General features: G+C 65.3%; 30 protein-coding genes and 1 tRNA gene. 19 read left to right on the top strand and 12 right to left on the bottom strand.

The window, feature by feature from the left end:
- Positions 1 to 32: 32 nt before the first annotated feature.
- Genes lepB through pyrE form a run of 4 tightly spaced genes read right to left on the bottom strand, consistent with a single transcriptional unit; the run spans position 33 to position 2,696 of the window.
- Positions 33 to 968, bottom strand: a complete 936-nt coding sequence (gene lepB, locus FHS50_RS10265) for a signal peptidase I (protein ID WP_265569287.1) — start codon at positions 966 to 968, stop codon at positions 33 to 35.
- Entirely contained in the window at positions 965 to 1,378 is a 414-nt protein-coding gene (gene acpS / locus FHS50_RS10260; protein ID WP_183934331.1) for a holo-ACP synthase, read from the bottom strand. The genes lepB and acpS overlap by 4 nt, the downstream gene beginning before the upstream one ends.
- Positions 1,378 to 2,118, bottom strand: coding sequence for a pyridoxine 5'-phosphate synthase (locus tag FHS50_RS10255; protein ID WP_183934330.1), 741 nt, complete (start codon positions 2,116 to 2,118; stop codon positions 1,378 to 1,380). The genes acpS and FHS50_RS10255 overlap by 1 nt, the downstream gene beginning before the upstream one ends.
- On the bottom strand, positions 2,115 to 2,696 hold the full coding sequence (gene pyrE, locus FHS50_RS10250) for an orotate phosphoribosyltransferase (RefSeq protein ID WP_183934329.1): 582 nt from the start codon (positions 2,694 to 2,696) through the stop codon (positions 2,115 to 2,117). Before pyrE ends, FHS50_RS10255 begins: the two co-directional genes overlap by 4 nt.
- Positions 2,697 to 2,871: 175 nt before the next feature.
- Here pyrE and coxB point away from each other — a divergent pair, with 175 nt between their 5' ends.
- From coxB to FHS50_RS10230, 4 genes are all read left to right on the top strand, one after another.
- Positions 2,872 to 3,909, top strand: a complete 1,038-nt coding sequence (gene coxB, locus FHS50_RS10245; protein ID WP_183934328.1) for a cytochrome c oxidase subunit II — start codon at positions 2,872 to 2,874, stop codon at positions 3,907 to 3,909.
- A 20-nt stretch (positions 3,910 to 3,929) separates the two neighbouring features.
- Positions 3,930 to 5,603 (top strand): cytochrome c oxidase subunit I, encoded by a 1,674-nt coding sequence (gene ctaD, locus FHS50_RS10240; protein ID WP_183934327.1) that lies wholly within the window; start codon positions 3,930 to 3,932, stop codon positions 5,601 to 5,603.
- 121 nt (positions 5,604 to 5,724) lie between these two features.
- Positions 5,725 to 6,732 (top strand): winged helix-turn-helix domain-containing protein, encoded by a 1,008-nt coding sequence (locus FHS50_RS10235; RefSeq protein WP_183934326.1) that lies wholly within the window; start codon positions 5,725 to 5,727, stop codon positions 6,730 to 6,732.
- 100 nt (positions 6,733 to 6,832) lie between these two features.
- A complete protein-coding gene (locus tag FHS50_RS10230; RefSeq protein WP_183934325.1) occupies positions 6,833 to 7,387 on the top strand; it encodes a hypothetical protein in 555 nt (184 codons plus the stop codon).
- On the opposite strand, the gene FHS50_RS10225 is transcribed toward FHS50_RS10230, so the two are convergent.
- Positions 7,384 to 8,004, bottom strand: coding sequence for a peptidylprolyl isomerase (locus FHS50_RS10225; protein WP_183934324.1), 621 nt, complete (start codon positions 8,002 to 8,004; stop codon positions 7,384 to 7,386). The genes FHS50_RS10230 and FHS50_RS10225 overlap by 4 nt on opposite strands.
- Before the next feature lie 120 nt (positions 8,005 to 8,124).
- On the opposite strand from FHS50_RS10225, the gene FHS50_RS10220 reads away from it, so the two are divergent.
- From FHS50_RS10220 to FHS50_RS10195, 7 genes are read left to right on the top strand one after another with little or no spacing between them, the layout of a single operon-like run.
- Positions 8,125 to 9,006: a heme o synthase gene (locus FHS50_RS10220; RefSeq protein WP_183934429.1), complete on the top strand. Its 882-nt coding sequence runs from the start codon at positions 8,125 to 8,127 to the stop codon at positions 9,004 to 9,006.
- The gene (locus tag FHS50_RS10805; protein WP_265569288.1) at positions 9,003 to 9,128 is read left to right on the top strand and encodes a hypothetical protein; all 126 of its coding nucleotides are present in this window, start codon (positions 9,003 to 9,005) and stop codon (positions 9,126 to 9,128) included. The genes FHS50_RS10220 and FHS50_RS10805 overlap by 4 nt, the downstream gene beginning before the upstream one ends.
- Entirely contained in the window at positions 9,125 to 9,661 is a 537-nt protein-coding gene (locus FHS50_RS10215) for a cytochrome c oxidase assembly protein (RefSeq protein WP_183934323.1), read from the top strand. The genes FHS50_RS10805 and FHS50_RS10215 overlap by 4 nt, the downstream gene beginning before the upstream one ends.
- A 47-nt stretch (positions 9,662 to 9,708) precedes the next feature.
- Positions 9,709 to 10,569, top strand: coding sequence for a cytochrome c oxidase subunit 3 (locus FHS50_RS10210; protein WP_183934322.1), 861 nt, complete (start codon positions 9,709 to 9,711; stop codon positions 10,567 to 10,569).
- A gap of 4 nt (positions 10,570 to 10,573) precedes the next feature.
- Complete coding sequence (locus FHS50_RS10205) at positions 10,574 to 10,954, top strand: DUF983 domain-containing protein (protein ID WP_183934321.1); 381 nt, start codon at positions 10,574 to 10,576, stop codon at positions 10,952 to 10,954.
- Positions 10,951 to 11,532, top strand: coding sequence for an SURF1 family cytochrome oxidase biogenesis protein (locus tag FHS50_RS10200; protein ID WP_183934320.1), 582 nt, complete (start codon positions 10,951 to 10,953; stop codon positions 11,530 to 11,532). Before FHS50_RS10205 ends, FHS50_RS10200 begins: the two co-directional genes overlap by 4 nt.
- The gene (locus FHS50_RS10195; protein WP_183934319.1) at positions 11,529 to 12,395 is read left to right on the top strand and encodes a class I SAM-dependent rRNA methyltransferase; all 867 of its coding nucleotides are present in this window, start codon (positions 11,529 to 11,531) and stop codon (positions 12,393 to 12,395) included. Before FHS50_RS10200 ends, FHS50_RS10195 begins: the two co-directional genes overlap by 4 nt.
- Here the strand turns inward: FHS50_RS10195 and FHS50_RS10190 are convergent.
- The 3 genes from FHS50_RS10190 to FHS50_RS10180 are packed head-to-tail and all read right to left on the bottom strand — an operon-like array spanning position 12,392 to position 13,967.
- Positions 12,392 to 13,018 carry a heme exporter protein CcmB gene (locus tag FHS50_RS10190; protein ID WP_407696063.1) on the bottom strand — a complete coding sequence of 209 codons (627 nt, stop codon included), beginning with the start codon at positions 13,016 to 13,018 and terminating at the stop codon, positions 12,392 to 12,394. The two genes, FHS50_RS10195 and FHS50_RS10190, sit on opposite strands and share 4 nt — an antisense overlap.
- Complete coding sequence (gene ccmA, locus FHS50_RS10185) at positions 13,015 to 13,566, bottom strand: heme ABC exporter ATP-binding protein CcmA (protein ID WP_183934318.1); 552 nt, start codon at positions 13,564 to 13,566, stop codon at positions 13,015 to 13,017. The genes FHS50_RS10190 and ccmA overlap by 4 nt, the downstream gene beginning before the upstream one ends.
- Positions 13,566 to 13,967: a metallopeptidase family protein gene (locus tag FHS50_RS10180; RefSeq protein ID WP_183934317.1), complete on the bottom strand. Its 402-nt coding sequence runs from the start codon at positions 13,965 to 13,967 to the stop codon at positions 13,566 to 13,568. The genes ccmA and FHS50_RS10180 overlap by 1 nt, the downstream gene beginning before the upstream one ends.
- Positions 13,968 to 14,049: 82 nt before the next feature.
- On the opposite strand from FHS50_RS10180, the gene FHS50_RS10175 reads away from it, so the two are divergent.
- Both FHS50_RS10175 and FHS50_RS10170 read left to right on the top strand, forming a co-directional pair.
- Positions 14,050 to 14,140: transfer RNA gene (locus FHS50_RS10175), tRNA-Ser, on the top strand.
- Positions 14,141 to 14,311: 171 nt separating this feature from the next.
- On the top strand, positions 14,312 to 14,767 hold the full coding sequence (locus FHS50_RS10170; protein ID WP_183934316.1) for a metal ABC transporter ATP-binding protein: 456 nt from the start codon (positions 14,312 to 14,314) through the stop codon (positions 14,765 to 14,767).
- A gap of 68 nt (positions 14,768 to 14,835) precedes the next feature.
- On the opposite strand, the gene FHS50_RS10165 is transcribed toward FHS50_RS10170, so the two are convergent.
- Positions 14,836 to 15,363 carry a hypothetical protein gene (locus FHS50_RS10165; protein ID WP_183934315.1) on the bottom strand — a complete coding sequence of 176 codons (528 nt, stop codon included), beginning with the start codon at positions 15,361 to 15,363 and terminating at the stop codon, positions 14,836 to 14,838.
- Positions 15,364 to 15,478: 115 nt separating this feature from the next.
- On the opposite strand from FHS50_RS10165, the gene FHS50_RS10160 reads away from it, so the two are divergent.
- Positions 15,479 to 16,351 (top strand): cation diffusion facilitator family transporter, encoded by an 873-nt coding sequence (locus tag FHS50_RS10160; RefSeq protein WP_183934314.1) that lies wholly within the window; start codon positions 15,479 to 15,481, stop codon positions 16,349 to 16,351.
- A gap of 28 nt (positions 16,352 to 16,379) precedes the next feature.
- The gene (locus tag FHS50_RS10155) at positions 16,380 to 16,691 is read left to right on the top strand and encodes a hypothetical protein (protein WP_183934313.1); all 312 of its coding nucleotides are present in this window, start codon (positions 16,380 to 16,382) and stop codon (positions 16,689 to 16,691) included.
- Here FHS50_RS10155 and FHS50_RS10150 read toward each other — a convergent pair.
- Complete coding sequence (locus tag FHS50_RS10150) at positions 16,673 to 17,587, bottom strand: haloalkane dehalogenase (protein WP_183934312.1); 915 nt, start codon at positions 17,585 to 17,587, stop codon at positions 16,673 to 16,675. The genes FHS50_RS10155 and FHS50_RS10150 overlap by 19 nt on opposite strands.
- Before the next feature lie 117 nt (positions 17,588 to 17,704).
- On the opposite strand from FHS50_RS10150, the gene FHS50_RS10145 reads away from it, so the two are divergent.
- Genes FHS50_RS10145 through FHS50_RS10130 form a run of 4 tightly spaced genes read left to right on the top strand, consistent with a single transcriptional unit; the run spans position 17,705 to position 22,522 of the window.
- On the top strand, positions 17,705 to 18,997 hold the full coding sequence (locus FHS50_RS10145) for a sugar MFS transporter (RefSeq protein WP_183934311.1): 1,293 nt from the start codon (positions 17,705 to 17,707) through the stop codon (positions 18,995 to 18,997).
- Positions 18,998 to 19,050: 53 nt separating this feature from the next.
- On the top strand, positions 19,051 to 20,232 hold the full coding sequence (locus FHS50_RS10140) for a 3-deoxy-7-phosphoheptulonate synthase (RefSeq protein WP_183934310.1): 1,182 nt from the start codon (positions 19,051 to 19,053) through the stop codon (positions 20,230 to 20,232).
- Positions 20,229 to 21,533 (top strand): 3-phosphoshikimate 1-carboxyvinyltransferase, encoded by a 1,305-nt coding sequence (gene aroA, locus FHS50_RS10135; protein WP_183934309.1) that lies wholly within the window; start codon positions 20,229 to 20,231, stop codon positions 21,531 to 21,533. The genes FHS50_RS10140 and aroA overlap by 4 nt, the downstream gene beginning before the upstream one ends.
- Positions 21,530 to 22,522, top strand: a complete 993-nt coding sequence (locus tag FHS50_RS10130; RefSeq protein WP_183934308.1) for a chorismate synthase — start codon at positions 21,530 to 21,532, stop codon at positions 22,520 to 22,522. Before aroA ends, FHS50_RS10130 begins: the two co-directional genes overlap by 4 nt.
- Here FHS50_RS10130 and paaD read toward each other — a convergent pair whose 3' ends face one another.
- Together paaD and pcaF are read right to left on the bottom strand one after the other, a co-directional pair.
- Positions 22,523 to 22,963 (bottom strand): 1,2-phenylacetyl-CoA epoxidase subunit PaaD, encoded by a 441-nt coding sequence (paaD, locus tag FHS50_RS10125; RefSeq protein ID WP_183934307.1) that lies wholly within the window; start codon positions 22,961 to 22,963, stop codon positions 22,523 to 22,525.
- Entirely contained in the window at positions 22,960 to 24,165 is a 1,206-nt protein-coding gene (pcaF, locus tag FHS50_RS10120; RefSeq protein WP_183934427.1) for a 3-oxoadipyl-CoA thiolase, read from the bottom strand. The genes paaD and pcaF overlap by 4 nt, the downstream gene beginning before the upstream one ends.
- Positions 24,166 to 24,175 lie beyond the last annotated feature (10 nt).

The following is a 24,175-nucleotide window of genomic DNA, read 5'->3' as shown; positions in this document are numbered from 1 at the left end:
AAACCCCCAATTTTTTGGCGAAGGGGAGGAGCCTAGTCGGCGTCCCTCGCGCTGCTACCCCGCAAGCTATTGCCCGCGCGCCCTTCGCGCAATGACGACCACCAGCTTGCCGGATTCAATCCGGTCGTCCCGTCGAGCGAGAAAGTGATGAACTCGGCGCGCCCGCCGATATTCTCGACCGGCACCGGCCCGCCCAGCCCGCGCACTTCCTCGCCGAAACGGCTGTCGGAGGAACGGTCGCGATTGTCGCCCATCAGGAAGACATGGCCCGCGGGAACGGTGATCTCGGGATAATTGTCGCCGTCGCTATAGCCCAGTTCGACCGTATCGTAGCTCACGCCATTGGGCAGCGTTTCGCGGATGATCGGCAGGACGCACAGCCGCTGCCCGTCCTCGCCTTCGCGGATCGTGCTGGCAAGCGCCCGGTCAAAGGCGAAGCCCTCGAGCGACAGGCCACAGGGCGAATTGGAATCGACGGGGATTTCGACGGGATCGAGGATCTCGCGCTTCACCGCTTCGCCATTGAGGATGAGCTGGCCATCGACCAACGCGATGCGATCGCCCGGCAAACCGATCACCCGCTTGATATAGTCCTCGTAGCGGCCGGGCGGCGTGACGATCACGATATCGCCCCTTTTCGGATAGGAGCCGAACAGCCGCCCCTCGATCGGGGGCAGGGTGACGGTCCAGCCACCCGGATCGCCGCCGGGCACCAGCCATTTCACGATGCCCACCGGGTTGGGAATCGTCGGCGAGACGAAGCTGTATCCATAAGGATATTTGGTCACCACCAACCGGTCGCCGGTAAGCAGCACGGGCATCATCGATTCGGACGGGATGTAGAAAGGCTTGGCGATGAAGCTGTGCACGCCCAGCACCGCGAGCATCACGAAGAAGAGGCCCTTGATCTCGCTCCAGACCGCGCGGGCCAGCTGACGATAATCTTTCTTGGGACGCGCTTTGTTCACTTGGCACTCTTGTCTTCGCGGGCCTCGAGGATCACGAACGCCTGGGCCCAGGGATGGTCATCGGTCAGGCTGAGATGGATGTGCATCGCGTGGCCGCTGGGGGTGATGGCGTCAAGCCGTTCCTTCGCTCCGCCGGTCAGGACCAGCGTCGGGGCACCGCTCGGCGCATTGACCACGCCGATATCCTTCATGAAAACGCCGCGCTTGAAACCCGTCCCCACCGCCTTGGAAAAGGCTTCCTTGGCGGCGAAGCGCTTGGCGAGCGTCCCTGCCTTGGTGAAGGGGCGGCGCGCCGCTTTCTCGCGCTCGACATCGGTGAAGACGCGTTTTTCGAACCGCTCGCCGAAGCGGGCGAGCGATGCCGCGATGCGCTCGACGTTGCACAGGTCCGAACCGATCCCGACGATCATCAGCGCGCTTCGTCCATCAACGATCGCATCCGCGTCACGGCATTTTCGAGGCCCACGAAGATCGCTTCGCCGACGAGATAATGGCCGATGTTGAGTTCGGCGATCTGCGGGATGGCGGCGATCGGCTGGACATTGTCATAGGTGAGGCCGTGCCCGGCATGGGGCTCGATCCCGTTCTTCGCGGCCAGCGCGGCCATGTCGCCGATGCGTTTCAATTCGCTTGCGACCTTGTCATGACCGCCGTAGATGAAGGCATGGGCATATTCACCCGTGTGGAATTCCACCACCGGCGCGCCCAATCGCAAGGCCGCATCGATCTGCCGTTCGCTCGCTTCGATGAACAGGCTGACGCGGATCCCCGCATCGGCAAGGCGCGTCACCACCGGCGCGAGCTGGTTGTGCAAGCCCGCTGCATCGAGGCCGCCCTCGGTGGTGCGCTCCTCACGCTTTTCGGGAACGATGCAGGCGGCGTGCGGGCGGTGGCGCAAGGCGATCTCGAGCATTTCCTCGGTGGCTGCCATCTCCAGATTGAGAGGCAGGTCCGTCGCGTCCTGGATGCGCTGCAGATCGTCGTCGCGGATATGGCGCCGGTCTTCGCGTAAATGCGCGGTGATCCCGTCGCCGCCCACGCGCGCGACGATCTCGGCAGCGCGCACCGGATCGGGATGATCCCCGCCGCGAGCGTTCCTGATCGTCGCGACATGGTCGATATTGACCCCGAGGCGCAGCCGTTCGCTCAAGCCGCGCGGCTCCCGGGCTTGATCGCGGGAATGGCGTCCAATTCGGGGGGAAGGGCATCGGGTTCGTAGGTCGGCACGTCGAGCCGGATGAGCGGAGTGAAAGGCACCCCGAGATCGGCATTGCCCCCCGACCGGTCGACCAGCGCGGCCTCGGCGATCACTTCGCCGCCGGCCTCTTCGACCGCCGCGATCGCTTCGCGGCTCGACAGGCCGGTGGTCACCACGTCCTCGACCATTAGCACCTTGGCGCCCGGCTCGAGCGCGAAGCCGCGGCGGAAATGGAAAACGCCGTCGGGCCGTTCGAGGAACATCGCGTCGCGCCCCAGAGTGCGGCCCATTTCCTGACCGATGATCACTCCGCCCATCGCCGGCGAGACCACCACGTCGATGGAATCGCGCACCGAATCCGGCAGCTTTGCCGCGAGCGCAGTGGCGAGCCGTCCGGCCCGCGCGGGGTTCATCAGCACGCGCGCGCATTGCAGATAGCGGGGGCTGCGCAGCCCCGAGGAAAGGATGAAATGGCCTTCAAGCAACGCCTTTGCGTCGCGGAATTCCGCCAAGATTTCCTCTTCGGTCATGCCGATCTCCAAACTGTTCGGGCCACGACTTACGCCCCGTCATGGCCCGAGACAAGGACCGCGAACATGGACTTTGATCCAGTGCTTGAGGGTTGGGCACTTGCTGCCTATAAGGCGCCAAATTTCGGGGGCGCCCCTGCTCCCTTCCACGCGCACGACCATGTTTGGAGCGACAATGATATTGAAGCGATGGCTGATTGTCCTGGCAGCCGCCCTCCTGGCCCCCGCCACGGCAACCGCGACGGTGCAGACCCCCATCGGCGAAAGCGCCGCTTTGGCCGCCGATCTTGACGACGGCGAAGGCGAAACGGTCGACGGCGAAGCCGCCGAACTCTTCGATTATGCCGCTCCCGTGCCCAGCGTGGGACAGCCCGACGGCCGCTTCGGCCTGCAGGACCAGTTCACCGAAGTCGGCCAATATGCCGCCGATTTCCATAACAACTGGCTGGTGCCGCTCATCACCGCGATCAGCATCTTCGTTCTGGCGCTGCTCCTTTATGCGATGGTCCGCTTCCGTCGCAGCGCGCATCCCGAGCCTTCGCGCACCACGCACAACACGCTGATCGAAGTCATCTGGACGGTGGTCCCGGTGATCATCCTCGTGGTGATCGCGGTGCCCTCGATCAAGCTCATCCAGAAGCAGTACAGCCCGCCGCCCGCCGACGTGACGATCAAGGTCACCGGCCACCAGTGGTATTGGACCTATCAATATCCGGACAATGGCGGCTTCGAGATCATCTCGAACATGCTCAAGGAAAAGGACGATCCCACGCTGCCCGAAGGTGCGCGCTATCGCACCGACGCCGATGGCCCCGCGCTTCTCGCCGTCGACGAGCGGATCGTCATTCCCGCCGGCAAGACTGTGAAGTTCATCGTCACCGCCGCCGACGTCATTCACAGCTTCGCGATCCCCGCTTTCTGGATGAAGATGGACGCGGTTCCCGGCCGTCTCAACGAGACCTGGGTGAAGGTCGACAAGCCGGGCGTCTATTTCGGCCAGTGCTCCGAACTGTGCGGCGCGCGCCATGCCTATATGCCGATCGCCATCGAAGTGGTGCCGCAGGCCCAGTATGAACGGTGGATCGCTTCCAAGGGCGGCACCATGCCGGGCGCTGCCCCGGCACAGGCCGAAGGCGCTTCGGAAGAAGATGCCGCGCCTGCAACGCCTGCCACCCCGGCCGAGGCCGAGCCCAACCAGCCCGTCACCGCCTGACCTGAGAGTGGAATAGATTGATGACTGACACCACTGCCACTGCCATGCCGCTCCAGGCCCATGATGCCGAGGCGCATGCCGACCACAAGCCGGGCTTCTTCGCCCGCTGGTTCATGTCGACCAACCATAAGGACATCGGCACGCTCTACCTGATCTTCGCGATCTTCGCGGGGATCATCGGCGGCGCCTTTTCCGGCATCATGCGCTGGGAACTGGCCGAACCGGGCATCCAGGTCCTGAACAATTTCGGCTGGCCCTTCGGCGCCGGTGCCGAAGCCAGCTTCGACGAAGCGCTTCACCACTGGAACGTGCTGATCACCGCGCACGGCCTCATCATGGTCTTCTTCATGGTGATGCCCGCGCTCATCGGCGGGTTCGGCAACTGGTTCGTTCCGATCATGATCGGCGCGCCCGACATGGCCTTCCCGCGCATGAACAACATCAGCTTCTGGCTGACGGTCGCGGCCTTCATCATGCTTCTTGCCTCGGCCTTCGTGCCGGGCGGCACGGGCATGGGCGCAGGTACCGGCTGGACGGTCTATGCCCCGCTCTCGACCTCGGGTTCGACGGGGCCTGCTGTGGACTTCGCCATCTTCTCGCTGCACCTTGCCGGTGCCGCCTCGATCCTCGGCGCGGTCAACTTCATCACCACCATCTTCAATATGCGCGCGCCGGGCATGACCCTGCACAAAATGCCGCTGTTCGTCTGGTCGGTGCTGGTCACTGCCTTCCTCCTGCTGCTCGCGCTTCCGGTTCTCGCCGGCGCGATCACCATGCTGCTCACCGACCGCAACTTCGGCACGACCTTCTTCGATGCCGCGGGCGGTGGTGACCCGATCCTCTACCAGCACCTGTTCTGGTTCTTCGGTCACCCCGAGGTGTACATCATGATCCTGCCGGCCTTCGGTATCGTCAGCCAGATCATCGCGACCTTCAGCCGCAAGCCCGTGTTCGGCTATCTCGGCATGGCCTATGCGATGGTCGCGATCGGCGTCGTCGGCTTCGTCGTCTGGGCGCACCACATGTTCACCATCGGCATGGACGTGAATACCAAGATGTATTTCACCGCCGCGACGATGATCATCGCGGTGCCGACCGGCGTGAAGATCTTCTCCTGGATCGCCACCATGTGGGGCGGCTCGATCAGCTTCGAGACTCCGATGCTGTGGGCGATCGGCTTCATCTTCCTGTTCACCGTGGGCGGCGTCACCGGCGTCGTGCTGGCGAACGGCGGCGTGGATACGATCATGCACGACACCTATTATGTGGTCGCGCACTTCCACTATGTGCTGTCGCTGGGCGCGGTCTTCGCGCTGTTCGCGGGCTTCTACTACTGGTTCGGGAAGATGAGCGGCAAGCGCTACAACGAGCTGCTCGGCAAGCTGCACTTTTTCATCATGTTCATCGGCGTGAACGTGATCTTCTTCCCGCAGCACTTCCTCGGCCTTGACGGCATGCCGCGTCGCTATCCGGACTATCCGGAAGCCTTCGCGGCCTGGAACGAGGTCTCGAGCTGGGGCTATGCGATCATGGCGTTCAGCATGCTGATCTTCTTCGTCAACGTCTTCTGGTCGCTCGCCAAGGGGCCGAAGGCCGACGACAATGAATGGGGCGAGGGCGCCACCACGCTGGAATGGACGTTGTCCAGCCCGCCGCCCTATCACCAGTTCGAAACACTGCCGCGGATCGACTAGTCCCGGCGGACCCAAGGAAAAGAGGCCGTCCCGCACAGCGCGGGGCGGCCTTTTTCTTTTGCCTCCCCCAAGCGCCCGCCCGCTTTCCCGCCGCGCCAAGCATGCTATCCCTTCATCCGGCATGACCGCGCAGTTGATCCGCTTCGACCCTTTCACCCTCGACCTTCGCGAACAGCAGTTGCTGCGCGGCGATGAACCGGTGCCGCTCCAGCCCCGACCCTTCGATCTCCTCGCCTTGCTCGCCGCGCATCCCGGGCGATTGTTCGCCAAGGACGAACTGTTCGAGAGGGTCTGGCCCGGGGTCATCGTCGGCGACGAAGCGCTCACCCAGGCAATCAAGGAAGTGCGCAAGGCGCTGGGCGACGATGCCGCCGCCCCCCGCTTCATCGAGACCGTGCCCAAGCGCGGCTACCGCTTCATCGCCAAGGTCGACGCCGCGGGCGGCGATAGCGGCCCGACCGCCAACCTGCTCGCGCCCGTCCTCGCGGGTACCGCTGGCGGCGCGGTCGCGGGCCTCGTCGGCGGGCTCGTCTACGGATTGATCGCGGGTCTCGGCAATGACGCCGCGATGCCGATTCTCTTCGTGATGACCATCCTCACCATGCTGCTTGCCGCCCTCGGCGCGCTAGGGGTCTCGGCAGGCATGGCACTCGCCAGCCGGGTGATGCGCCAGCCTTTCCTCTTCAGCGCGGTGGGCGGCGCGATCGGCGGGTTCATCGTCGGCGATCTGTTCCACCTCATCGCAAGCGGCAGCTTCTCGCTTTTCTTCGGCAGCCCGCACGACCAGTTCACGGGCGGCCTCGAAGGCCTCATCCTCGGCGCGATGGTCGCGATGGGAGCGCGTGCAGGCGGCGGGCCAGAGGCACGCTGGCCACGTCCCGCGATCGGCGGTGCGATCGGCGGCGCGGGGGCAGGCATCCTCATCGCCCTGCTCGGCGGAAAGCTGATGGCGGCGAGCCTCGCGGGCCTGGCCCGCCGGTTCCACGGATCGCAGCTCGATCTCGGGCTGTTCGGAAGGCTTGCGGGAGAGGATGGCTTCGGCCCGCTCGCACAAGCGCTGGTGGCGGGGGGTGAAGGCCTCTTGTTCGGCGGACTGGTGACCGCCGCGATTCTCTGGCGAAAGCGCTGAGGAAAAGCGCGATCCTCAGCAAATGCTCATGCTTTGCTCATGCCTTTCGAAGCGGCTTCCCGGCATGACCGCACAAGGAATGGCAGAAGGAGCAAGAGAGATGAGCGAAGCTTCGGAAAACGGGCTGGGAAGGATGCGCTATCTGTTGTGGGGCGTGCTGGCGCTGCCTTTAATTGCGCCGCTTGTCGCCATGCAGATGGGTGACAGCGTCCAATGGACGGCCTTCGACTTCATCGTTGCGGCACTGCTACTCGGGGGCACGGGTCTCGGCATCGAGCTTTTCCTGCGTCGATCGCACTCGACTGCCTACCGCTTCGGCGCGCTGATCGGGGTCGGCGGGCTGCTTTTCCTTGTCTGGGCCAATCTCGCGGTCGGGATCGTCGGCTCGGAAAACGACCCCTTCAATCTCTTCTATTTCCTTGCCTTGCCCATCGTCGCGCTGGGCGCGGCCTTCTCGCGGCTAAAGGCAAAGGGCATGGCACGCACGATGGCCATCGTTGCGGCACTTTGCGTGCTGATGGCCCTTGCAGGCCTAGTGACGGGCAAGCATCTCCAGCCCGGCGAAAGCCTGGCCGAACTGATCGGGGTGAATGCGCTATTCGCGGGACTGTTCACGGGGTCGGCGCTGCTGTTCGAGCGCGCCACGCGACGTTAGTCCTCGCTCCGCTCGGCTTCGAGGATGCGGACCGGCTTGGCAAGCATCTGACCCTTCATCGCGCCTTCGCCCTTGTCGGGGTCGACCGGCGCGGCGAGAATCGCTTCGACCACATCCATTCCCTCGACCACCATGCCGAACGGGGCAAAGCCCGGCGAGTTTTCCTTGGCATCGAAGGCCGCGATGTCGGTGGTGAGGATGAAAAAGTCGTTGCGCGCGGTGCCGGGTCCGGCATTGGCCATCCCGATCGCCCCGCGCACATTGGAAAGCCCCGTCCGACTGGTCGGCTCATGCTCGATCGGGTCAAGCAGCTTGGCGCCGTCGCGCACTCCGCCCTGGATCAGCCCGCCATCGCCCCAGGGCATGGCACGGTAGAAAGGCTGTCCGTCGAGCCAGCCGCGATCGACATAGGCAAGGAAGTTGGCGACCGTCACGGGCGCGCGGCCCCGGTCGAGAGCGAGCAGAATCGGCCCCATCTCGGTTTCGAGCGTCACATGGACAAGGTCTTCCTCTACGATCATTTCGGGGACCGGCTCCTCCCCGGCAGCGGGAGGAAGGGGCATGGCCTGCGGCTCGGCGGCCTGGAGAGCGAATGCGGCAAGAGCGAGCGTCAACATGGCGCCATATTAGCTCTCCGATGCTGGATGGAAAATGAATTGCGCATAGCCCCCTCTTTTCTCTTGCGGGGCAAGGCCTTATAGGCCCGATCCGTGACCAGCCTTCCCGCATCCCAGGCCATGCTGCCCGCCGATTGGCGCGACCTCTTCGCGCTCACCAAGCCGCGTGTCATGAGCCTTGTCGTCTTCACCGCGCTGTGCGGCCTTCTCGCGGCGCCCGAGACGATCCATCCCGTTCTCGGTTTCACTGCCATCCTGTGCATCGCGCTCGGTGCCGGGGCGGCGGGTGCGCTTAACCAATGGTATGAAGCCGATGTCGATGCGCAGATGAAGCGCACCCGGTCGCGCCCGCTCCCCGCAGGGCGGCTCGACCGCCAGACCGCGCTCCATTTCGGGGTCGGCCTGTCGGCGCTTTCGGTGATCCTCATGGGGCTGGCAACCAATCTCCTCGCCGCCGCGATCCTCCTTGCCTCGATCCTTTTCTACGTGCTGGTCTATACCGTCTGGCTCAAGCCCCGAACCGCGCAGAATATCGTGATCGGGGGCGCGGCAGGTGCCTTCCCCCCGCTGATCGGCTGGACCGCGGTCACGGGCGACGTCAGTGCGATGCCGGTCCTGCTGTTCGCGATCATCTTTCTCTGGACCCCGCCGCATTTCTGGGCGCTCAGCCTGTTCGTGCGCACCGATTATGCCAAGGCGGGCATCCCGATGCTTCCCGTCGTGTCGGGGCTCGCGACGACGCGCCGCCATGTCCTGCTCTACACCCTGCCGATGGTCGCCGCCGCGGTGGCGCCCTGGCCGCTTGGCCTGGCGGGCAGCCTCTATGGCTGGACAAGTATCGTCCTCAACGCGATCTTCCTCGTGCTGGCGGTTCGCACCGCCATGAACCGCGCCGAGGAGCCGTCGGGCATGAAGCCCGAAAAGCAATTGTTCGGCTTCTCGATTCTCTATCTCTTCATTCTTTTTGCCGCGGTCGTCGCGGATCGGTGGATCAGCCTATGAACGAGCAGGACGAGATCAAGCGTCGCCAGAAGGAGCGGAGCCGCCTCACCGCGATCCTCCTCCTGCTGTTCGTCGCGCTGGTGTTCGGCATCACCATTGCCAAGATGGGTCTCGCTTCATGACCGAGCATGCGCAGGACAATGCCAACGTCCGCACCGCGATGAAAATGGGGCTGTTCGCGCTCGCGATGCTTGGTCTCGCCTTCGCCAGCGTGCCGCTCTACCGCGTCTTCTGCCAGGTCACCGGTTTCGGCGGCACCACCCAGGTCGCGCAGGAAGCGCCGGGGGCGGTGGCCGGCGAGATCGGGGTGCGCTTCGATGCCAATATCAACAGCGCGCTGCCGTGGCGCTTCGAGCCGGTGCAATCGACCGTGCGGATCGCGCCGGGCGCGCGCACGATCGTCCATTACCGGGCCACCAATCTCGTCGCGCGCCCGACGACGGGCACCGCGACCTTCAATGTCTCGCCGGTGCAGGCGGGCCCCTATTTCTCCAAGATCGAATGCTTCTGCTTTACCGAGCAGACGCTCAAGGGCGGGGAATCGGTGGACATGCCGGTGACCTTTTTCGTGGATCCGGCGATCCGCGATGATCCCGCGACCGCCCATATCGACGAGATCACCTTGAGCTACACTTTTTTCCCGGTGGAAAATTGACGAAGGGGCGGCTAGAGCGCCCCTGACGACAAACAGGAAATGACAAGATGGCCGGACAAGTAAACCACGACTATCACATCCTTCCCCCCAGCATCTGGCCGCTGATCGGCAGCATTTCGGCGATGTTGATGCTCGGTGGGCTCGTGTTCTGGATGCATGACAACCCCTATGGGCAGTTCATCTCCGGTGCCGGCCTGATCGGCGTCCTCTTCACCATGTGGAGCTGGTGGTCGGACGTCCGCCGCGAAGCGAACAGCGGCGATCATACCCCCGTGGTCCAGCTGCACCATCGCTACGGGATGATCCTGTTCATCGCGTCCGAAGTGATGTTCTTCGTCGCCTGGTTCTGGGCCTATTTCAACGCCTCGCTCTTCCCCATGCCGATCGAGGTGATGGGCGAAGTCACCGAGCTGGTCACCGACCCCGAACTCGCCGCGACCGTGGCGCAGTGGCCCCCCAAGGGCATCGAGGTCCTCGATCCGTTCGGCTATCCGCTTCTCAACACCCTTATCCTCCTGTGCTCGGGCACGACGGTCACCTGGGCGCATCACGCGCTCATCCATGGCGACCGCGAAGGGCTGAAGAAGGGCCTGTGGGCGACGATCGCGCTGGGCGTGCTCTTCACCTTCATCCAGGGCTATGAATATGGTCACGCCGCCTTTGCCTTCACCGGCAATATCTACGGCTCGACCTTCATGATGGCGACCGGCTTCCACGGCTTCCACGTCATCGTCGGCACGATCTTCCTGATCGTGAACCTCGCCCGTGCCTACAAGGGCGACTTCACGCCCAAGCAGCACTTCGGATTCGAAGCCGCGGCCTGGTATTGGCATTTCGTCGACGTGGTGTGGCTGTTCCTCTTCGCTGCCATCTATGTGTGGGGCAGCTGGGGCGCCCCCATCCACTAGGATCATGACCTTCGGGCATCACCAAGGCGGCGACGGGCCCACGCTCGTCGCCGCTTCCGTTTCCGGGCTCTGCCCCCGCTGCGGAGCGCGGACGCTCTTCTCCGGTGCCGTCGCGCTGGCCGACGCCTGCCGGGGCTGCGGCCTCGATTATCGCCAGTTCAATGTCGGCGACGGTCCCGCCGCCTTCCTCATCCTGATCATCGGGGCGATCATCGCGGGCGCGGCGATCTGGCTCGAACTCGGCCTTGCGCCGCCTTTCTGGGTCCATTCCATCTGGCTTCCGCTGCTGATCGGCATGACCCTCCTCGGCCTGCGCCTCGGCAAGGCAGCGCTGCTCGTGCAGGAATATCGCACCGGCCCGCGCGAAGGGAGGCTGCGCCCATGACCCGCAATGCCCAATGGCTCGCCACCATCATCGTCGGCGCGGCGATCGCGGTGATGCTCGGGCTCGGCTTCTGGCAGCTCGAACGCGCCAAGTGGAAAGACGCGCTGATTGCCCAATATGAAAGCGCGCTCGGCGACGACGAGGTCATCGCCTTCCCGCGCGGGAAGGCAGAAATGCGCGAAGCGCTGTTCCGCCGCAGCGCGGTCGATTGCCAGGGCGTGATCGAAAGCGGCGCGACCGCCGCGCATAACCAGCGCGGCACGCTCGGCTATGCGCAGGTCAAGCAATGCGCGACCGACAGAGGGACGGTCGACGTCCTGATCGGATGGTCACGCGACCCCTCGCCGGTCGAATGGGAGGCCGGCGTGGTTACCGGGCTGATCGTTCCGGGCCAGGAAGGAAAGGTCCGCCTCCAGGCCGATCCGCCACAGGCCGGCCTCGAACCCTTCGAGCGCCCCGATCCTTCGCAATTGCCCGACAACCACATGAGCTATGCGGTGCAATGGTTCGCCTTCGCCTTCATCGCTCTCACCATCTTCATTCTGGCGCTGCGACGGCGCCGCGGAGAAAACCGATGAATTCGCTCACCAGCCTGATTGCCGAGCCCTGGGACGACTGGGGCCTCATCGACTGCGGCGACGGGCAAAAATATGAACGCTATGGCGACATTCGCGTGGTTCGCCCCGAACCCCAGGCCATGTGGCCCCGCGCGCTGGACGACTGGGATCCGCACGCGACCTTCATGCCCGCCTCCGACGAGGATGGACGCGGCCGCTGGGTCGAGCATCGCGCGGTGCCCGAGCGCTGGCCGCTTTCGCGCGGCAAGGTGCGCTTCCACGCCAGCCTCACTCCTTTCCGCCATCTCGCCTTCTTCCCCGACATGGCGCCCCAGTGGGATTTCGCGCGCGAGCGGCTTGGCGAAGGCAGCGAAGCGATGAACCTGTTCGGCTACACCGGGGTCGGCACGCTCCAGATGAGCGAGACGGGCGCCCGGCTCGTCCATGTCGATGCCTCGAAAAAGTCCGTCGACGGCGCGCGCGACAATGCCGCTCTGTCGGGCATGGAGGACCGCCCGATCCGCTGGCTGGTCGAGGATGCCGCAAAGTTCGCCGCGCGCGAGGTCCGGCGCGGCCGCCGCTACGACGGCATCATGCTCGACCCGCCCAAGTTCGGACGCGGCCCCAAGGGCGAGCGCTGGCAGCTCGAAGAGCAATTGGCGCCGCTGGTCGGCGACTGCGCCAAGCTGCTCGACGACAAGAGTCGCTTCATGATTCTCACCGTCTATGCGGTGCGCATGTCAGCGCTGGCGATCGGCGAACTCGTTCGACAGGCGACCGCGCATCTCGGCGGCACGGTCGAGATGGGCGAAATGGCGGTCCGCGAGGAAAGTCGCGGCCTGCTGCTTCCCACCGCGATCTTCGCGCGCTGGTCGCGCGGCTAGCGCCGAGCCGCGCGGAGCGCCGCCGCGGTCACGAACAGGCTTCCGACCAGCAAGGCGAGCGCGGTCGCGGCCTCGAACTTGAGCGCCGACGGCCCCTCGCCTGCCCCGAAGATCAACAGCGGAATCGCGACCGGCAGCAGCAGGAGCCCGGCCAGCGCCCCTGCGCGCGACAGGCCCGCGGTGAGCGCCGCGACCGCCACCGACAGCGCGGCAAGCGCGGGGGTCCCGATGGCGAGGCCGACCAGCAGCCGCTCGAGCCCCGCCCCCTCGCTGCCGAGAAGGATCGTCGCGGGAAAGGTCGCGAAGAGCAACATCGGCCCGAAGCCCAGCCAATGGCCGAGGATCTTGCTCGCCGCGATCCATTCCTCGCTCACTCCGCGCAGCACCAGCTGATCGATTGTCCCGTCGGCGAGGTCGGGCTCGACCAACCTTTCGATCGGGAGCAGCGCCGCGAGCACTGCCGCGACCCACATCACCCCCACCCCGATGCGCTCGAGGACCCGTGGGTCGGGCCCCACCCCGAAGGGAATGAGCGCGGCGACCAGAAGGAAGAAGGCGATCGGCAGCCAGGCACCCGCGCGCCAGGCGCGTCGCGCTTCGCGAAGGAGGAGAAGTCGCATCATAGCCGCGCCTCGCGCCAATCCTCGCCAAGCGAAACATGACTCGCCGCGAGAACCGCACCGCCCTTTTCGCGGTGCGCGGCGATGGCGCGGCCCAACCGATCGCGACCATCCTTGTCGAGAGCGTTGAGCGGTTCGTCGAGCAGCCAGAGCGGTGCACCCGAGGCGATCACCCGCGCCAGCCGGGCGCGCTGCGCCTGTCCCGTCGACAGGAAGCGCACCGGAACGTCGGCGAGCGGCGCCAGCCCCATCGCTTCCATCGCGGCGTCCGGCGATATGCCGTCGATGCGCGCCCAGAAGGCAAGCGCCTCCCCCAGCGGTTTTTCCATGTCCAGTGCTAGTCTGTCGTCGGCGAGCGCGGCGTCAGCGCGCCGAATACTGCCCGCGGCGGGCGCGAGCAGCCCCGCCGCCAACCGCAAAAGGCTCGATTTGCCCACGCCATTGGGTCCGGTGAGGTGCACCGCATCGCCCGCCGCGAGCGCAAGATCATGATGTTCGAACAGCAGACGCCCGCCGCGCCGGCAGCTTACGTCCGACAGTTCGAGCAGCATCAGGCCTGCTCCTCGAGCGCATGGATATCTTCGTCCGACAGCCCGAAATGATGCCCCAGTTCGTGGATCACCACATGATGCACCAATTCCTCGAGCGTCTCGGAGCCATTGTCGGCCCATTCATCCAGGATGGGACGGCGGAACAGGCGCACCACCGGTGGAAGAGTCCCTGACTGTTCGACGCTCTGCTCGGGAAGCGGCACGCCTTCGTATAGGCCGGTCAGTTCGAACGGATCTTCCATGCCCATCGCGGCGAGCGTCGCCTCGTCGGCGAAATCCTCGATCTTGAGAACGATTTCGTCGAGATGGTCGCTGAACGGCTTTCCGAGGCGCCGCATGGCCTCGAGCGCGAGCGCTTCCAGTTCGGCCGCGCTGGGGGCTTTTCCGATCCGCCTTGTCATGCCCGTGGCTTTAGCATGCGCGGGCAAAGCGGCAAGCGGCCTTGCCCCCACCGCCGCTTCTGCCTAAAGGGTCGCCCGGTACGGAGCGGTGGCCGAGTGGTCGAAGGCGCACGCCTGGAAAGTGTGTATACGGTAACCCCGTATCGTGGGTTCGAATCCCACCCGCTCCGCCATCCTTTGATCGTCCGCTCCCGCCGCTCTTTTCGATGCCTTGCACCCACGCGGGGCGACCATATCTGTCGCGGCGTGATTGGTCCGATTCGGACCAGAACCGGACCAGTTACTGGTGGTTGCTCGGCCCGATAACAGGCAATCGGGACCCCTCATGAAAACGGGGGTTTGTAATGAAGAAATTTGTACTGTTGCTTGGCGTCTGTTCCCTGACTGCGTGCGCTTCCAATCCCAACAAGATCGCGCCGGCCTATGTCTCGCCGATCCAGTTCCAGGATTATGACTGCGACCAGATCGGCCTCGAAATGGCCGCGGTGGAGCGCAAGTCGAACGAGCTGTATCACAGCCTGAAGAAGCGGAATAATAACGACAAATGGGCGATGGGCGTGGGCATGGTGCTCTTCGCGCCCGCGCTCCTTTTCATGAAGGGCAAGAATAGCGCGGAAAATGCCGAATATGCCCGCATGATGGGGGAATATGAGGCGCTGCGGGTGAACAGCGTGCAGAAGAAGTGCCAGCTACAGTTCGCCAACGATCATGCAGACCGTTTCACCGACGAGGCACCCGAGGAGGTGCCGGTCGCCAACACCACGGCGACTGACGACGGTCAGGCGGGCCCGACGCAATAAGGTCGCGCTTTCGGGAGGGGGCGACATTGGCCGCCCCCTCTTTCACAGGTTCCGCCGAGCCTTGAGCCTCAATTCTCCTCGGCGATCCTCACCATCAGGTGCGCGTAGGTCGTGCCCTTCCACATCACATAGACGGGATCGGCCGGATCGGTGGAAATGCCTTCGAGCATCGCCGGATCGGGAAGGATGATCATCATGTGCGGGCCTTCCTTGATCCAGTCGTTGTCGGGGCTGGGAGCCGTCGCGGCCGGGTCCTTGTTGCTGACGCCGGGCGCATCGCCTTCCCCTGCGAGCATGTAGGAAACACCGAAGCTTTTGCCCTCATAGGGCTTTCCGGCCATCAGGGCGGCGATCAGCTTGCCCCAGGTGGCATCATTGCACATCGGCCCCATGGCTGCGCTTTCGGCATGGCAGGTGAAACCGTTCTTCCCTTTGCGGATGACCTTGCCCTCGCCATCCACGATCGTGGCATCGGCGGTCACCGAAGCGGGCGCCGCGCTCGTCGCGCTGGCGATCGCGGCCTCGTCATCGCCCTTGTCGGGAGGAAGTGCCGCGCTGCCGGCGGCCAGCATCATCAGGGGGTAAAGGATAGACATTTGCTACTCCTTTCTGCTTGCCTCTGCAGTGGCAGGGCGGCGCGCAGGATAAACCTTCGCGGCCCCGAAAACCAGTTGGGCGGCCTGCGTGCCGGTGACACAAGGAAGGTAGGATATGGGCGGCGACCATCACGGCCACTCACATGCTCCGCGCAACGAGCGCAAGATCGCGCTCGCCGCCGCACTGACCGGCAGCTTCATGATCGCCGAACTGGTGGGCGGGATCGTGTCGGGCTCGCTCGCACTCATCGCCGATGCGGGCCATATGCTCACCGACTTCGCATCGCTGATGCTGGCATGGTTCGCCTTTCGCATCTCGCGACGTCCCGCCGACTGGAAACGCACTTATGGTTTCGACCGTTTTTCGGTGCTCGCGGCCTTCGTCAACGGCCTGTCGCTGTTCGCCATCGCTGCCTGGATCAGTTACGAAGCGATCGAACGGCTGCGCGCGCCCGGCGAAATCCTCGGCGGGCTGATGCTGTGGGTCGCGGTGGGCGGCCTCGTGGTCAACATCCTCGCCTTTGCGATCCTCACCCGGGGCGGCAGCGACAATCTCAACATCCGCGCCGCGATGCTTCATGTCGCGGGCGATCTTCTCGGCTCGGTGGCCGCGATCATTGCATCGCTCGTGATCATCTTCACCGGCTGGACGCCGATCGATCCGCTTCTGTCGCTTCTGGTCGTCCTCATCATCCTGCGCTCGGCATGGGCGGTCGTAAAGGAAAGCGGCCACATCCTGCTCGAAGGTGCGCCGCGCGGTTTCGACCGGCGGGAAGTGGCGGATCTCCTGATGCAGGTCGAAGGCGTGTGCAGGGTCGATCATATCCACGCCTGGTCGGTCACGCAGGAAAGACCGGTGGTCACCATGGAAATCACCGCGACGGCAGGCTCCGACATGACAAGGATCAAGAGCGATGCAAGGGCACTGCTCCTCGAACGCTTCCACATCGACCATGCCACCATCGAAATGCATGAAGATCGCAGCTGAAGCGCCGGGTCCGGCTTCTGGGGCCGTCATGCCTTGTGCCGTTTGCCGGTCGCTGCCACTGTCGCCGCTCGCGGTCATCCACCATATCGCGATTGGCCGGAACGTGCCGCTCGACATGGCGGTGGACTGGCTGATGGGCATCGCGCCGGTCGGCGTGATCGAATTTCCGACCAAGGACGACCCGATGGTCCAGACTCTCCTGTCGCAGCGCGAGGATATCTTCGCCGACTATGACACCGACCATTTCCGCGCCGCGGTCAGCGCGCGTGGCGGGATCGTCGAGGAAGAGGAAACCATCGCGGGCAAGCGCTTCCTCTTGCGTTACGACCGCTCCCGCTGAGCCGATAGCGACAGGAGCGCCTCGACGAAGATCTCGGGCGCATCCTCCTGGCAGAAATGCCCCGCGCCCTCGACGATGCGATGCGGCTGCCCCGCCGCGCCCGGCACCATTTCCTGGAAATAGCGCTCGCCGCCCCGCGTCACCGGGTCCTCGTCGGTGAACAGCGTGAGGAACGGCCGCTCGTAGCGCGACAGGCCTTCCCATGCGGTCAGATTGTCCTGCGCGCCCGGATCGTCGCGCGCCACCGGCACCAGCGCGGGGAAGGCCCTTGCCCCGGCTTTCGATTCCTCGTTGGGAAAAGGCGCGTCATAGGCCGCGACCTCGGCATCGGAGAGGTGGCGCACGGTCGCACGCTGGATCACCCCCCCGATGTTGAAGGCGGGATTGGTGGTCGCATATTCGCGCCATGCGACGAAGGCGTCGCTTGGCGACCCCGCGCCCACCGGCAGGAAGGTGTTGCTAGCGACCACGAAAGCGAAGCGCTGCGGATTCATCCCGACATGACGAAGCCCCAGGAGGCCGCCCCAGTCCTGGCAGAAGAGTCCGATGTCGCGCAGCCCCAGATGATCGAGAAGCTGACCCAGCCAGCCTGCATGGGCGGCATAGCTATAATCCGAACGGCGGGTCGGCTTGTCCGACTTGCCAAAACCGATGAGGTCGGGTGCGATCACCCGATTGCCCGCTTCGACGAGCGGCGGGATCATATGGCGATAGAGAAAGGACCAACTCGGCTCGCCATGGAGCAGCAGGATGACCGGCCCTTCGCTCGGTCCCTCGTCCAGATAATGCTGGCGGGCCACCTCGCCGCCGTCGAGATGCACGTGGAAATAATGCGGGGCGAAGGGATAATCGGGCACATCGGCGAAGCGTTCTTCATCGGTTCTGAATATTGTCATCGACTTCTCCTTGCCTGTGCCTAAATATGGGCTGGACGAGGTAAATGTGATCGTTCACATTGCCGCGAAACGATCAGGCTTGGCCGCGTGCCGTCGCGGCATGAGGGGGACGACACGATGGCCATCGCACCGGAAGTATCCAGCAGTACCGACCCGCGCCCCTTCGAGGAAGAGGGCCAGCCGATCGACGCGCCGGGTCTGCAATATTTCGTCTTTGCGCTATTCTTCATCTTCGGCGGCATCACCAGTCTCAACGATGTCCTCATTCCGAAGCTCAAGGAGCTGTTCACCCTCAATTACACCCAGGCGATGCTGGTGCAATTCTGCTTCTTCACCGCCTATCTCGTGATCGGTATTCCGGGCGCCAAACTGGTCAAGAAGATCGGCTATATGCGCGGCGCGGTCGCGGGGCTTCTTACCATGATGGTCGGCTGCCTCCTGTTCATTCCGGCCTCGCAGACCGCCACCTATGCGATCTTCCTCTTTGCCCTCTTCGTGCTCGCCAGCGGAGTGGTGATCGTCCAGGTCGTCGCCAATCCGCTCATCTCGCTGCTCGGACCGCCGCGCACCGCGCACAGCCGCCTCACCTTCGCGCAGGCCTTCAATTCGCTCGGCACCACCGTCTTTCCGATCGTGGGCTCGATCCTCATTCTCGGCAGCCTCGCGACGATGAGCGCCGAACAACTGTCGGGCCAGGCGCTCATCGAATATCGCCAGGCAGAATCGGAGGCCATCTGGCAGGGCTATCTGGGCCTCGCGGTCGCGATCGCGCTGGTCGCGGCGGTGGTCTGGAAGTTCCGCAACAAGCTTAAGGGCGAGACCCATGCACCTTCCTCGGGACTTGCAGGCTTCGACCTCCTGAAGCGTACGCGCTTCGGCTATGGCGCGCTGTGCATCTTCCTCTACGTCGGGGCCGAGGTCGCGATCGGCTCGATCATCGTCAATTATCTGATGCAAGCCGACGTTCTCAACTTGCCCGAACAGGACGCAGGCAAGCTCATCGGTCTGTATTGGGGCGGCGCGATGGTCGGCCGCTTCATCGGCTCGGCCCTGCTGCGCATGTTCAGCCCGGGCAAGCTTCTTGCCTTCAACGCGATGGGGGCGATCACGCTCATCCTCATCTCGGCGAATAGCACCGGCGTCGTCTCGGGCTACAGCCTCCTTGCGGTGGGCCTGATGAACTCGATCATGTTCCCGACGATCTTCAGCCTCGCCTGCGAAAAGCTCGGCCCCCGGGCCGCCGACGGATCGGGCATCATCAATGTCGCCATTTTTGGCGGCGCGGTGGTTCCGGTCGCATTCGGCGCGCTTGCCGACCTGTCGGGCAGCCTTGCCTTCGCCCTGACGCTGCCCGCGCTCTGCTATGCGGCGATCGCGGGCTTCGGCATCTACGCGCGGCGGCCCGCCTAGCGCTCCTGTCCAAGACCGTCGCCTTTCGCGTCCGCATGCTATAGGGGCGGCGCATGGCGCGTGACGAAGAAATCTTGGGCTGGCGGCCGGGCCGATGGCGCGGACGACCCGCACGGCAATTGCCCTCCTATGAGGACAAGGCGGCGCTGGCTGCGGTCGAGGCGCATCTCAAGGATGCCGCTCCCGTGGTCGCCATCGGCGATGCCCGCGCGCTGCGCGAGGAAATGGCCATGGTCGCCCGGGGCCGCGCCTTCGTCCTCCAGGGCGGCGACTGCGCCGAAAATTTCGACGATGCGGTTGCCGAACGGGTGGCTCGCCTTGCCCAGCTTTTCGACGGCATGGCCGAGCATCTTCGGCCCGCAGCGGGCGTGCCGCTGGTGCGCATCGCGCGGATCGCGGGACAGTTCGCCAAACCACGCTCGGCCCCGACCGAAATGCGCGGACGCATCGAACTGCCTGCCTATCGCGGCGACATCATCAACGGGCAGGCCTTTTCGGCGGCTGCCCGCGCGCACGACCCCGAGCGCATGGTCCGCGCCCATTTCCAGTCGGTCGGCACCGCCGCCACGCTTAGCGTCGCGCGTCATGGCCGCGATCCCATCTACACCAGCCATGAAGCGCTGCTCCTCCCCTATGAGGAAGCGCTCACCCGCCGCGATGGCGAAGGCGGATGGTGGGCGACCTCGGGCCATATGGTCTGGCTCGGCGACCGCACGCGCCAGCTCGATGGCGCGCATGTCGACTATCTTTCGGGGATCGAAAATGTCGTCGGCCTCAAATGCGGACCGACTCTCCAGCCGGACGATCTCGTTCGGCTGTGCGAACGGCTCGACCCCGAAGACCGGCCGGGCAAGCTGGTGCTGATCGGTAGGTTTGGTGCCGACCGGATCGACGCGGCCCTTCCGCCGCTCCTCGAAGCGGTGCGCGGGCGCAATCTGGTCTGGATCATCGATCCGATGCACGGCAACACCGAGAAGGTCGATGGCCGCAAGCTCCGCCGCTTTGACGCGATCACGAGCGAAATCGCCGCTTTCATCCGCCATTGCCGCGCGGCGGGCGTGCATCCGGGCGGCATGCATCTCGAAATGAGCCCCGACGATGTCACCGAATGTCTGGGCGGTGGCGGCCCGCAGGGTCCGGCGGATCTCGACCGCGCCTATCGGACGGCGTGCGACCCGCGTCTCAATGCCCGCCAGGCAATCGAGCTCGCCCGCCAAGTGGCGGCGCTTCTTTGAGCGCCTGGCGTTCCAGCCCCAGCCCGCAATTCGGCGGGCGGGCCACCGTGCCCGGCGACAAGTCGATCAGCCATCGCGCGCTTATCCTTTCCGCCATGGCCGAGGGGGAAAGCCGCATCCGTGGCCTGCTCACCAGCGAAGACGTGATGGCCACCGCGAAAGCCGTCGAGGCACTGGGCGCGCGGATCGAGGGCAACGGAAGCGAATGGCGCGTCGAAGGAGGCCCCTGGACGAGTCCCGAAGACCCTCTCGACTGCGGGAATAGCGGGACCAGCGCCCGGCTCCTGATGGGCGCGGCAGCAGGCGTCGAGGGACTGCGTGCGACTTTCACCGGCGATGCCTCGCTGTCGCGCCGTCCGATGCACCGCATCACCGAACCCCTGTCGCGCATGGGCGCGCGATTTGACGGCGCCGACCATTTGCCGATCACCCTGCACGGCCAGAGGCTCGGCGGGATCGACCATGTCGGCCGCGTCGCCTCGGCGCAGGTCAAGACGGCGCTGCTCTTCGCGGGCCTGCGCAGCAAGGGGCCAGTGCGCATCGTCGAACCCGTTCCCAGCCGCGATCATGGCGAGGTCATGCTGCTTCAGTTCGGGGTCGAGGTCGACGCCGAGCCCTGCCCCGAAGGCTGGTGTGTGCGTCTCGGCAATCAACGCTCGCTTCGCCCCACCGACATCCATGTGCCGGGCGATCCTTCCTCGGCGGCCTTCCTCTGGGCGGCCGCCGCGATCATCCACGGCGCTTCGGTGACCACCCCCGGCGTCTGCATCAACGCGGGACGGACGGGCTTCCTCGAAGCGATCGAGCGAATGGGCGCGCGGGTCGAAATCGACGCCGAACGGATCCAGTCGGGAGAGCCGGTCGCCGACGTGACCGTTTCCCACGACCGGCTCGAACCGATCCATCTTGCCCCCGATCAGGTGCCTTCGACCATCGACGAAATCCCGCTGCTCGCCTGCGTCGCTTCCTTTGCCGATGGCGAAAGCCATCTGGAGGGCCTCGGCGAACTGCGACACAAGGAATCGGACCGCTTGGGCGCGGTCGCGGCGGGGTTGACCGCCAACGGCGTCTCGGTCTTTCCCGAGGCCGACGCGTTGCGGATCCTCGGCCGCGGCAAGGTGCGCGGCGGCGGCATGGTGCTGGCGCATGGCGACCATCGCATCGCCATGGCCTTTCTCACACTGGGTCTGGGTGCACGGCAGCCAGTGACGCTTGACGACGGCCGCTCGATTGCGGTCAGCTTCCCGGGATTTGCCGAGGTGATGCGATCGCTCGGCGCACAACTGGAAGAATTGGAATGAGCCACAATATCTTCGGCCATCTGCTCCGGCTCGCGACCTGGGGCGAAAGCCATGGTCCGGCGATCGGCTGCATGCTCGACGGCTGCCCGCCGGGAATCGCGCTCGACGGAGCCCATGTGCAGCAATATCTCGACCGGAGGCGCCCTGGGACCGGCAGGAACGTCTCGCCCCGGCAGGAACCCGACCAGGTGCGCATCCTCTCGGGTGTCCATGACGGCCATACCACCGGCACCCCGATCGCGATGCTGATCGAGAATGTGGATGCCCGCTCTGCCGATTACCCCGCCGACGCCGCCTACCGGCCGGGACATGCCGACCGCACCTATGACGAAAAATATGGTCGCCGCGACCCGCGCGGCGGAGGCCGTGCCAGCGCCCGCGAAACCGCGATGCGCGTCGCCGCCGGCGCGGTCGCGCGACTGATCATTCCCGAGGTGAGAGTTGAGGCGGAAGTAATCGCGATCGGCGGCGAGGAGGACGCAGGCCGATGGGACGCGATGCTCGACGAGGCACGCGCCGACGGCGACAGCCTCGGGGCGCTCGTCGAATGCCGCGCCACCGGCGTTCCGGCCGGGTGGGGTGCGCCCATCTATACCAAGCTCGATGCCGACCTTGCCGGAGCGATGATGTCGATCCCCGCAGTGAAGGGAGTCGAGATCGGCGAGGGGATGAATGCCGCGCGGCTGAGGGGAAGCGAGAATGCCGACCCGATGCGCGAAGGCGGGAGGTATGACAGCAATCATGCCGGGGGGATCAGTGGCGGCATCTCCACCGGACAGCCGATCGTCACCCGCATCGCCTTCAAGCCGACCTCCTCGATCCGAAAGCCGGTGGCGTCGATCAACGCGGCGGGCGACGCCAAGGAAGCGGTGACGCGGGGGCGGCATGATCCGTGCGTCGGGTTGCGGGGGGCGCCGGTGTGCGAGGCGATGATGGCGTTGGTGCTGGCCGACCATTTTCTGCTGCACCGCGGACAGTGCGGCGGTTAGCTAGTGGCACTTGAAGCGGTCGAAGGGCTCGAGGCAGGCGTTGCATTGCCATTGGGCCTTGCAAGGCGTTGATCCGAAACGAGAAATCTCGCGGGTGTCCGCGCTGCCGCATTGCGGGCATTCGGCGGTTTCACTGCGTTCGGGCGGGGCGATCCCGTAAGATTTGAGCTTCGCCTTGCCTTCCTCGCTGATCATGTCGGTCGACCAGGGCGGGAAGAGGCGCGTTTCGATCTTCACCCCGGAAAAGCCGTTGGCATCGAGCGCGGCGCGAATCGAATGTTCGATCTCCACCGTCGCGGGGCAGCCCGAATAGGTGGGGGTAATGATCAGCCGGTCATCCTCGAAGCCGCGCACGATCCCCAGGTCGACCACCGAAATCACCGGGATCTCGGGGTCGGGGACCTTGGCGAGCAGCTCGAGGATGGCGGCCTTGTCGATCATCCGACATGTTCGATCGCGAGCGCGATCCCCTGCCCCACTCCGATGCACATGGTGGCGAGCGCCTTGCCCTTGCCGTGACGGGCGAGTTCCTCGGTGGCGGTGAGCGCGAGGCGAGCGCCGCTCATCCCGAGGGGATGGCCGAGCGCGATCGCGCCGCCATTGGGGTTCACATGGTCGGCATCGTCGGGAAGTCCCAGTTCGCGCAGCACCGCGAGACCCTGTGCGGCGAAGGCCTCGTTGAGTTCGACCACGTCGAAGTCGGAGATGTGGAGGCCGAGCCGTTCCATCAGCTTGGCCGAAGCCGGCGCGGGGCCGATCCCCATGATCCGCGGAGGCACGCCCGCGACCGCGCCGCCGAGCACCCGCGCCCGCGGGGTGAGGCCGTGGCGCTTCACCGCTTCTTCGGAAGCGATGATCAGCGCGGCGGCGCCGTCGTTGACGCCCGAGGCATTGCCCGCGGTGACGGTGCCGTCCTTCTTCACGATGGGACGCAGGCCCGCCAGCACCTCGAGGCTGGAAAGGCGCGGATGTTCGTCGCGATCGACGATCAAGGGATCGCCCTTTCGCTGGGGCACCGAGACCGCCACCAGCTCGGCGGCGAGCCGGCCATTTTCCTGGGCCCGAGCGGCGCGGACCTGGCTTTCATGCGCGAGCTTGTCCTGGTCCTCGCGGCTGATGCCATATTCCTCGGCGACATTTTCGGCGGTCTCGGGCATCGAATCGATGCCATATTCGGCCTGGAGCCGCCGGTTGACGAAGCGCCAGCCGATGGTGGTGTCGTAGATCGCGGCATCGCGCGAAAATGCGCTTTCGGCCTTGGGCATGACGAAGGGAGCGCGAGTCATCGACTCGACGCCGCCCGCGATGACGAGATCGGCCTCGCCCGCCTTGATCGCGCGCGCGGCCATTGCCACGCAATCGAGCCCCGAGCCGCACAAGCGGTTGACCGTGGTACCGGGCGCGGTGTCGCCCAGCCCGGCGAGCAGGGCGGCCATGCGCGCGACATTGCGATTGTCCTCGCCGGCCTGGTTGGCGCAACCCATGATGACATCGTCGAGCATCGCCCAGTCGACGCCGGGATTGCGCTGTTTGAGCGCCGCCAATGGAACCGCGGCGAGATCGTCGGCGCGGACCTTCGACAGCGCGCCCCCGAATTTTCCGATGGGGGTCCGGACGGCGTCGCAGATATAGGCGTTTTTCATCATGGCTCCC

The sequence above is a fragment of the Sphingomicrobium lutaoense genome (genome assembly GCF_014195685.1).
In the GTDB taxonomy this organism is placed as follows: domain Bacteria; phylum Pseudomonadota; class Alphaproteobacteria; order Sphingomonadales; family Sphingomonadaceae; genus Sphingomicrobium; species Sphingomicrobium lutaoense.
The sequence above is the reverse complement of the archived record's forward strand: the minus strand, read 5'-3'. Positions and strand labels throughout refer to the sequence as shown.

Bases quoted from the DNA above. Each gene is read 5' to 3' on its own strand.
- acpS (WP_183934331.1), bottom strand. From the start codon at position 1,378: ATGATCGTCGGGATCGGTTCGGACCTGTGCAACGTCGAGCGCATCGCG.
- pyrE (WP_183934329.1), bottom strand. From the start codon at position 2,696: ATGACCGAAGAGGAAATCTTGGCGGAATTCCGCGACGCAAAGGCGTTG.
- coxB (WP_183934328.1), top strand. From the start codon at position 2,872: ATGATATTGAAGCGATGGCTGATTGTCCTGGCAGCCGCCCTCCTGGCC.
- ctaD (WP_183934327.1), top strand. From the start codon at position 3,930: ATGACTGACACCACTGCCACTGCCATGCCGCTCCAGGCCCATGATGCC.
- FHS50_RS10235 (WP_183934326.1), top strand. From the start codon at position 5,725: ATGACCGCGCAGTTGATCCGCTTCGACCCTTTCACCCTCGACCTTCGC.
- FHS50_RS10230 (WP_183934325.1), top strand. From the start codon at position 6,833: ATGAGCGAAGCTTCGGAAAACGGGCTGGGAAGGATGCGCTATCTGTTG.
- FHS50_RS10225 (WP_183934324.1), bottom strand. From the start codon at position 8,004: ATGTTGACGCTCGCTCTTGCCGCATTCGCTCTCCAGGCCGCCGAGCCG.
- FHS50_RS10220 (WP_183934429.1), top strand. From the start codon at position 8,125: ATGCTGCCCGCCGATTGGCGCGACCTCTTCGCGCTCACCAAGCCGCGT.
- FHS50_RS10805 (WP_265569288.1), top strand. From the start codon at position 9,003: ATGAACGAGCAGGACGAGATCAAGCGTCGCCAGAAGGAGCGGAGCCGC.
- FHS50_RS10215 (WP_183934323.1), top strand. From the start codon at position 9,125: ATGACCGAGCATGCGCAGGACAATGCCAACGTCCGCACCGCGATGAAA.
- FHS50_RS10210 (WP_183934322.1), top strand. From the start codon at position 9,709: ATGGCCGGACAAGTAAACCACGACTATCACATCCTTCCCCCCAGCATC.
- FHS50_RS10205 (WP_183934321.1), top strand. From the start codon at position 10,574: ATGACCTTCGGGCATCACCAAGGCGGCGACGGGCCCACGCTCGTCGCC.
- FHS50_RS10200 (WP_183934320.1), top strand. From the start codon at position 10,951: ATGACCCGCAATGCCCAATGGCTCGCCACCATCATCGTCGGCGCGGCG.
- FHS50_RS10195 (WP_183934319.1), top strand. From the start codon at position 11,529: ATGAATTCGCTCACCAGCCTGATTGCCGAGCCCTGGGACGACTGGGGC.
- FHS50_RS10190 (WP_407696063.1), bottom strand. From the start codon at position 13,018: ATGATGCGACTTCTCCTCCTTCGCGAAGCGCGACGCGCCTGGCGCGCG.
- ccmA (WP_183934318.1), bottom strand. From the start codon at position 13,566: ATGCTGCTCGAACTGTCGGACGTAAGCTGCCGGCGCGGCGGGCGTCTG.
- FHS50_RS10180 (WP_183934317.1), bottom strand. From the start codon at position 13,967: ATGACAAGGCGGATCGGAAAAGCCCCCAGCGCGGCCGAACTGGAAGCG.
- FHS50_RS10170 (WP_183934316.1), top strand. From the start codon at position 14,312: ATGAAGAAATTTGTACTGTTGCTTGGCGTCTGTTCCCTGACTGCGTGC.
- FHS50_RS10165 (WP_183934315.1), bottom strand. From the start codon at position 15,363: ATGTCTATCCTTTACCCCCTGATGATGCTGGCCGCCGGCAGCGCGGCA.
- FHS50_RS10160 (WP_183934314.1), top strand. From the start codon at position 15,479: ATGGGCGGCGACCATCACGGCCACTCACATGCTCCGCGCAACGAGCGC.
- FHS50_RS10155 (WP_183934313.1), top strand. From the start codon at position 16,380: ATGCCTTGTGCCGTTTGCCGGTCGCTGCCACTGTCGCCGCTCGCGGTC.
- FHS50_RS10150 (WP_183934312.1), bottom strand. From the start codon at position 17,587: ATGACAATATTCAGAACCGATGAAGAACGCTTCGCCGATGTGCCCGAT.
- FHS50_RS10145 (WP_183934311.1), top strand. From the start codon at position 17,705: ATGGCCATCGCACCGGAAGTATCCAGCAGTACCGACCCGCGCCCCTTC.
- FHS50_RS10140 (WP_183934310.1), top strand. From the start codon at position 19,051: ATGGCGCGTGACGAAGAAATCTTGGGCTGGCGGCCGGGCCGATGGCGC.
- FHS50_RS10130 (WP_183934308.1), top strand. From the start codon at position 21,530: ATGAGCCACAATATCTTCGGCCATCTGCTCCGGCTCGCGACCTGGGGC.
- paaD (WP_183934307.1), bottom strand. From the start codon at position 22,963: ATGATCGACAAGGCCGCCATCCTCGAGCTGCTCGCCAAGGTCCCCGAC.
- pcaF (WP_183934427.1), bottom strand. From the start codon at position 24,165: ATGAAAAACGCCTATATCTGCGACGCCGTCCGGACCCCCATCGGAAAA.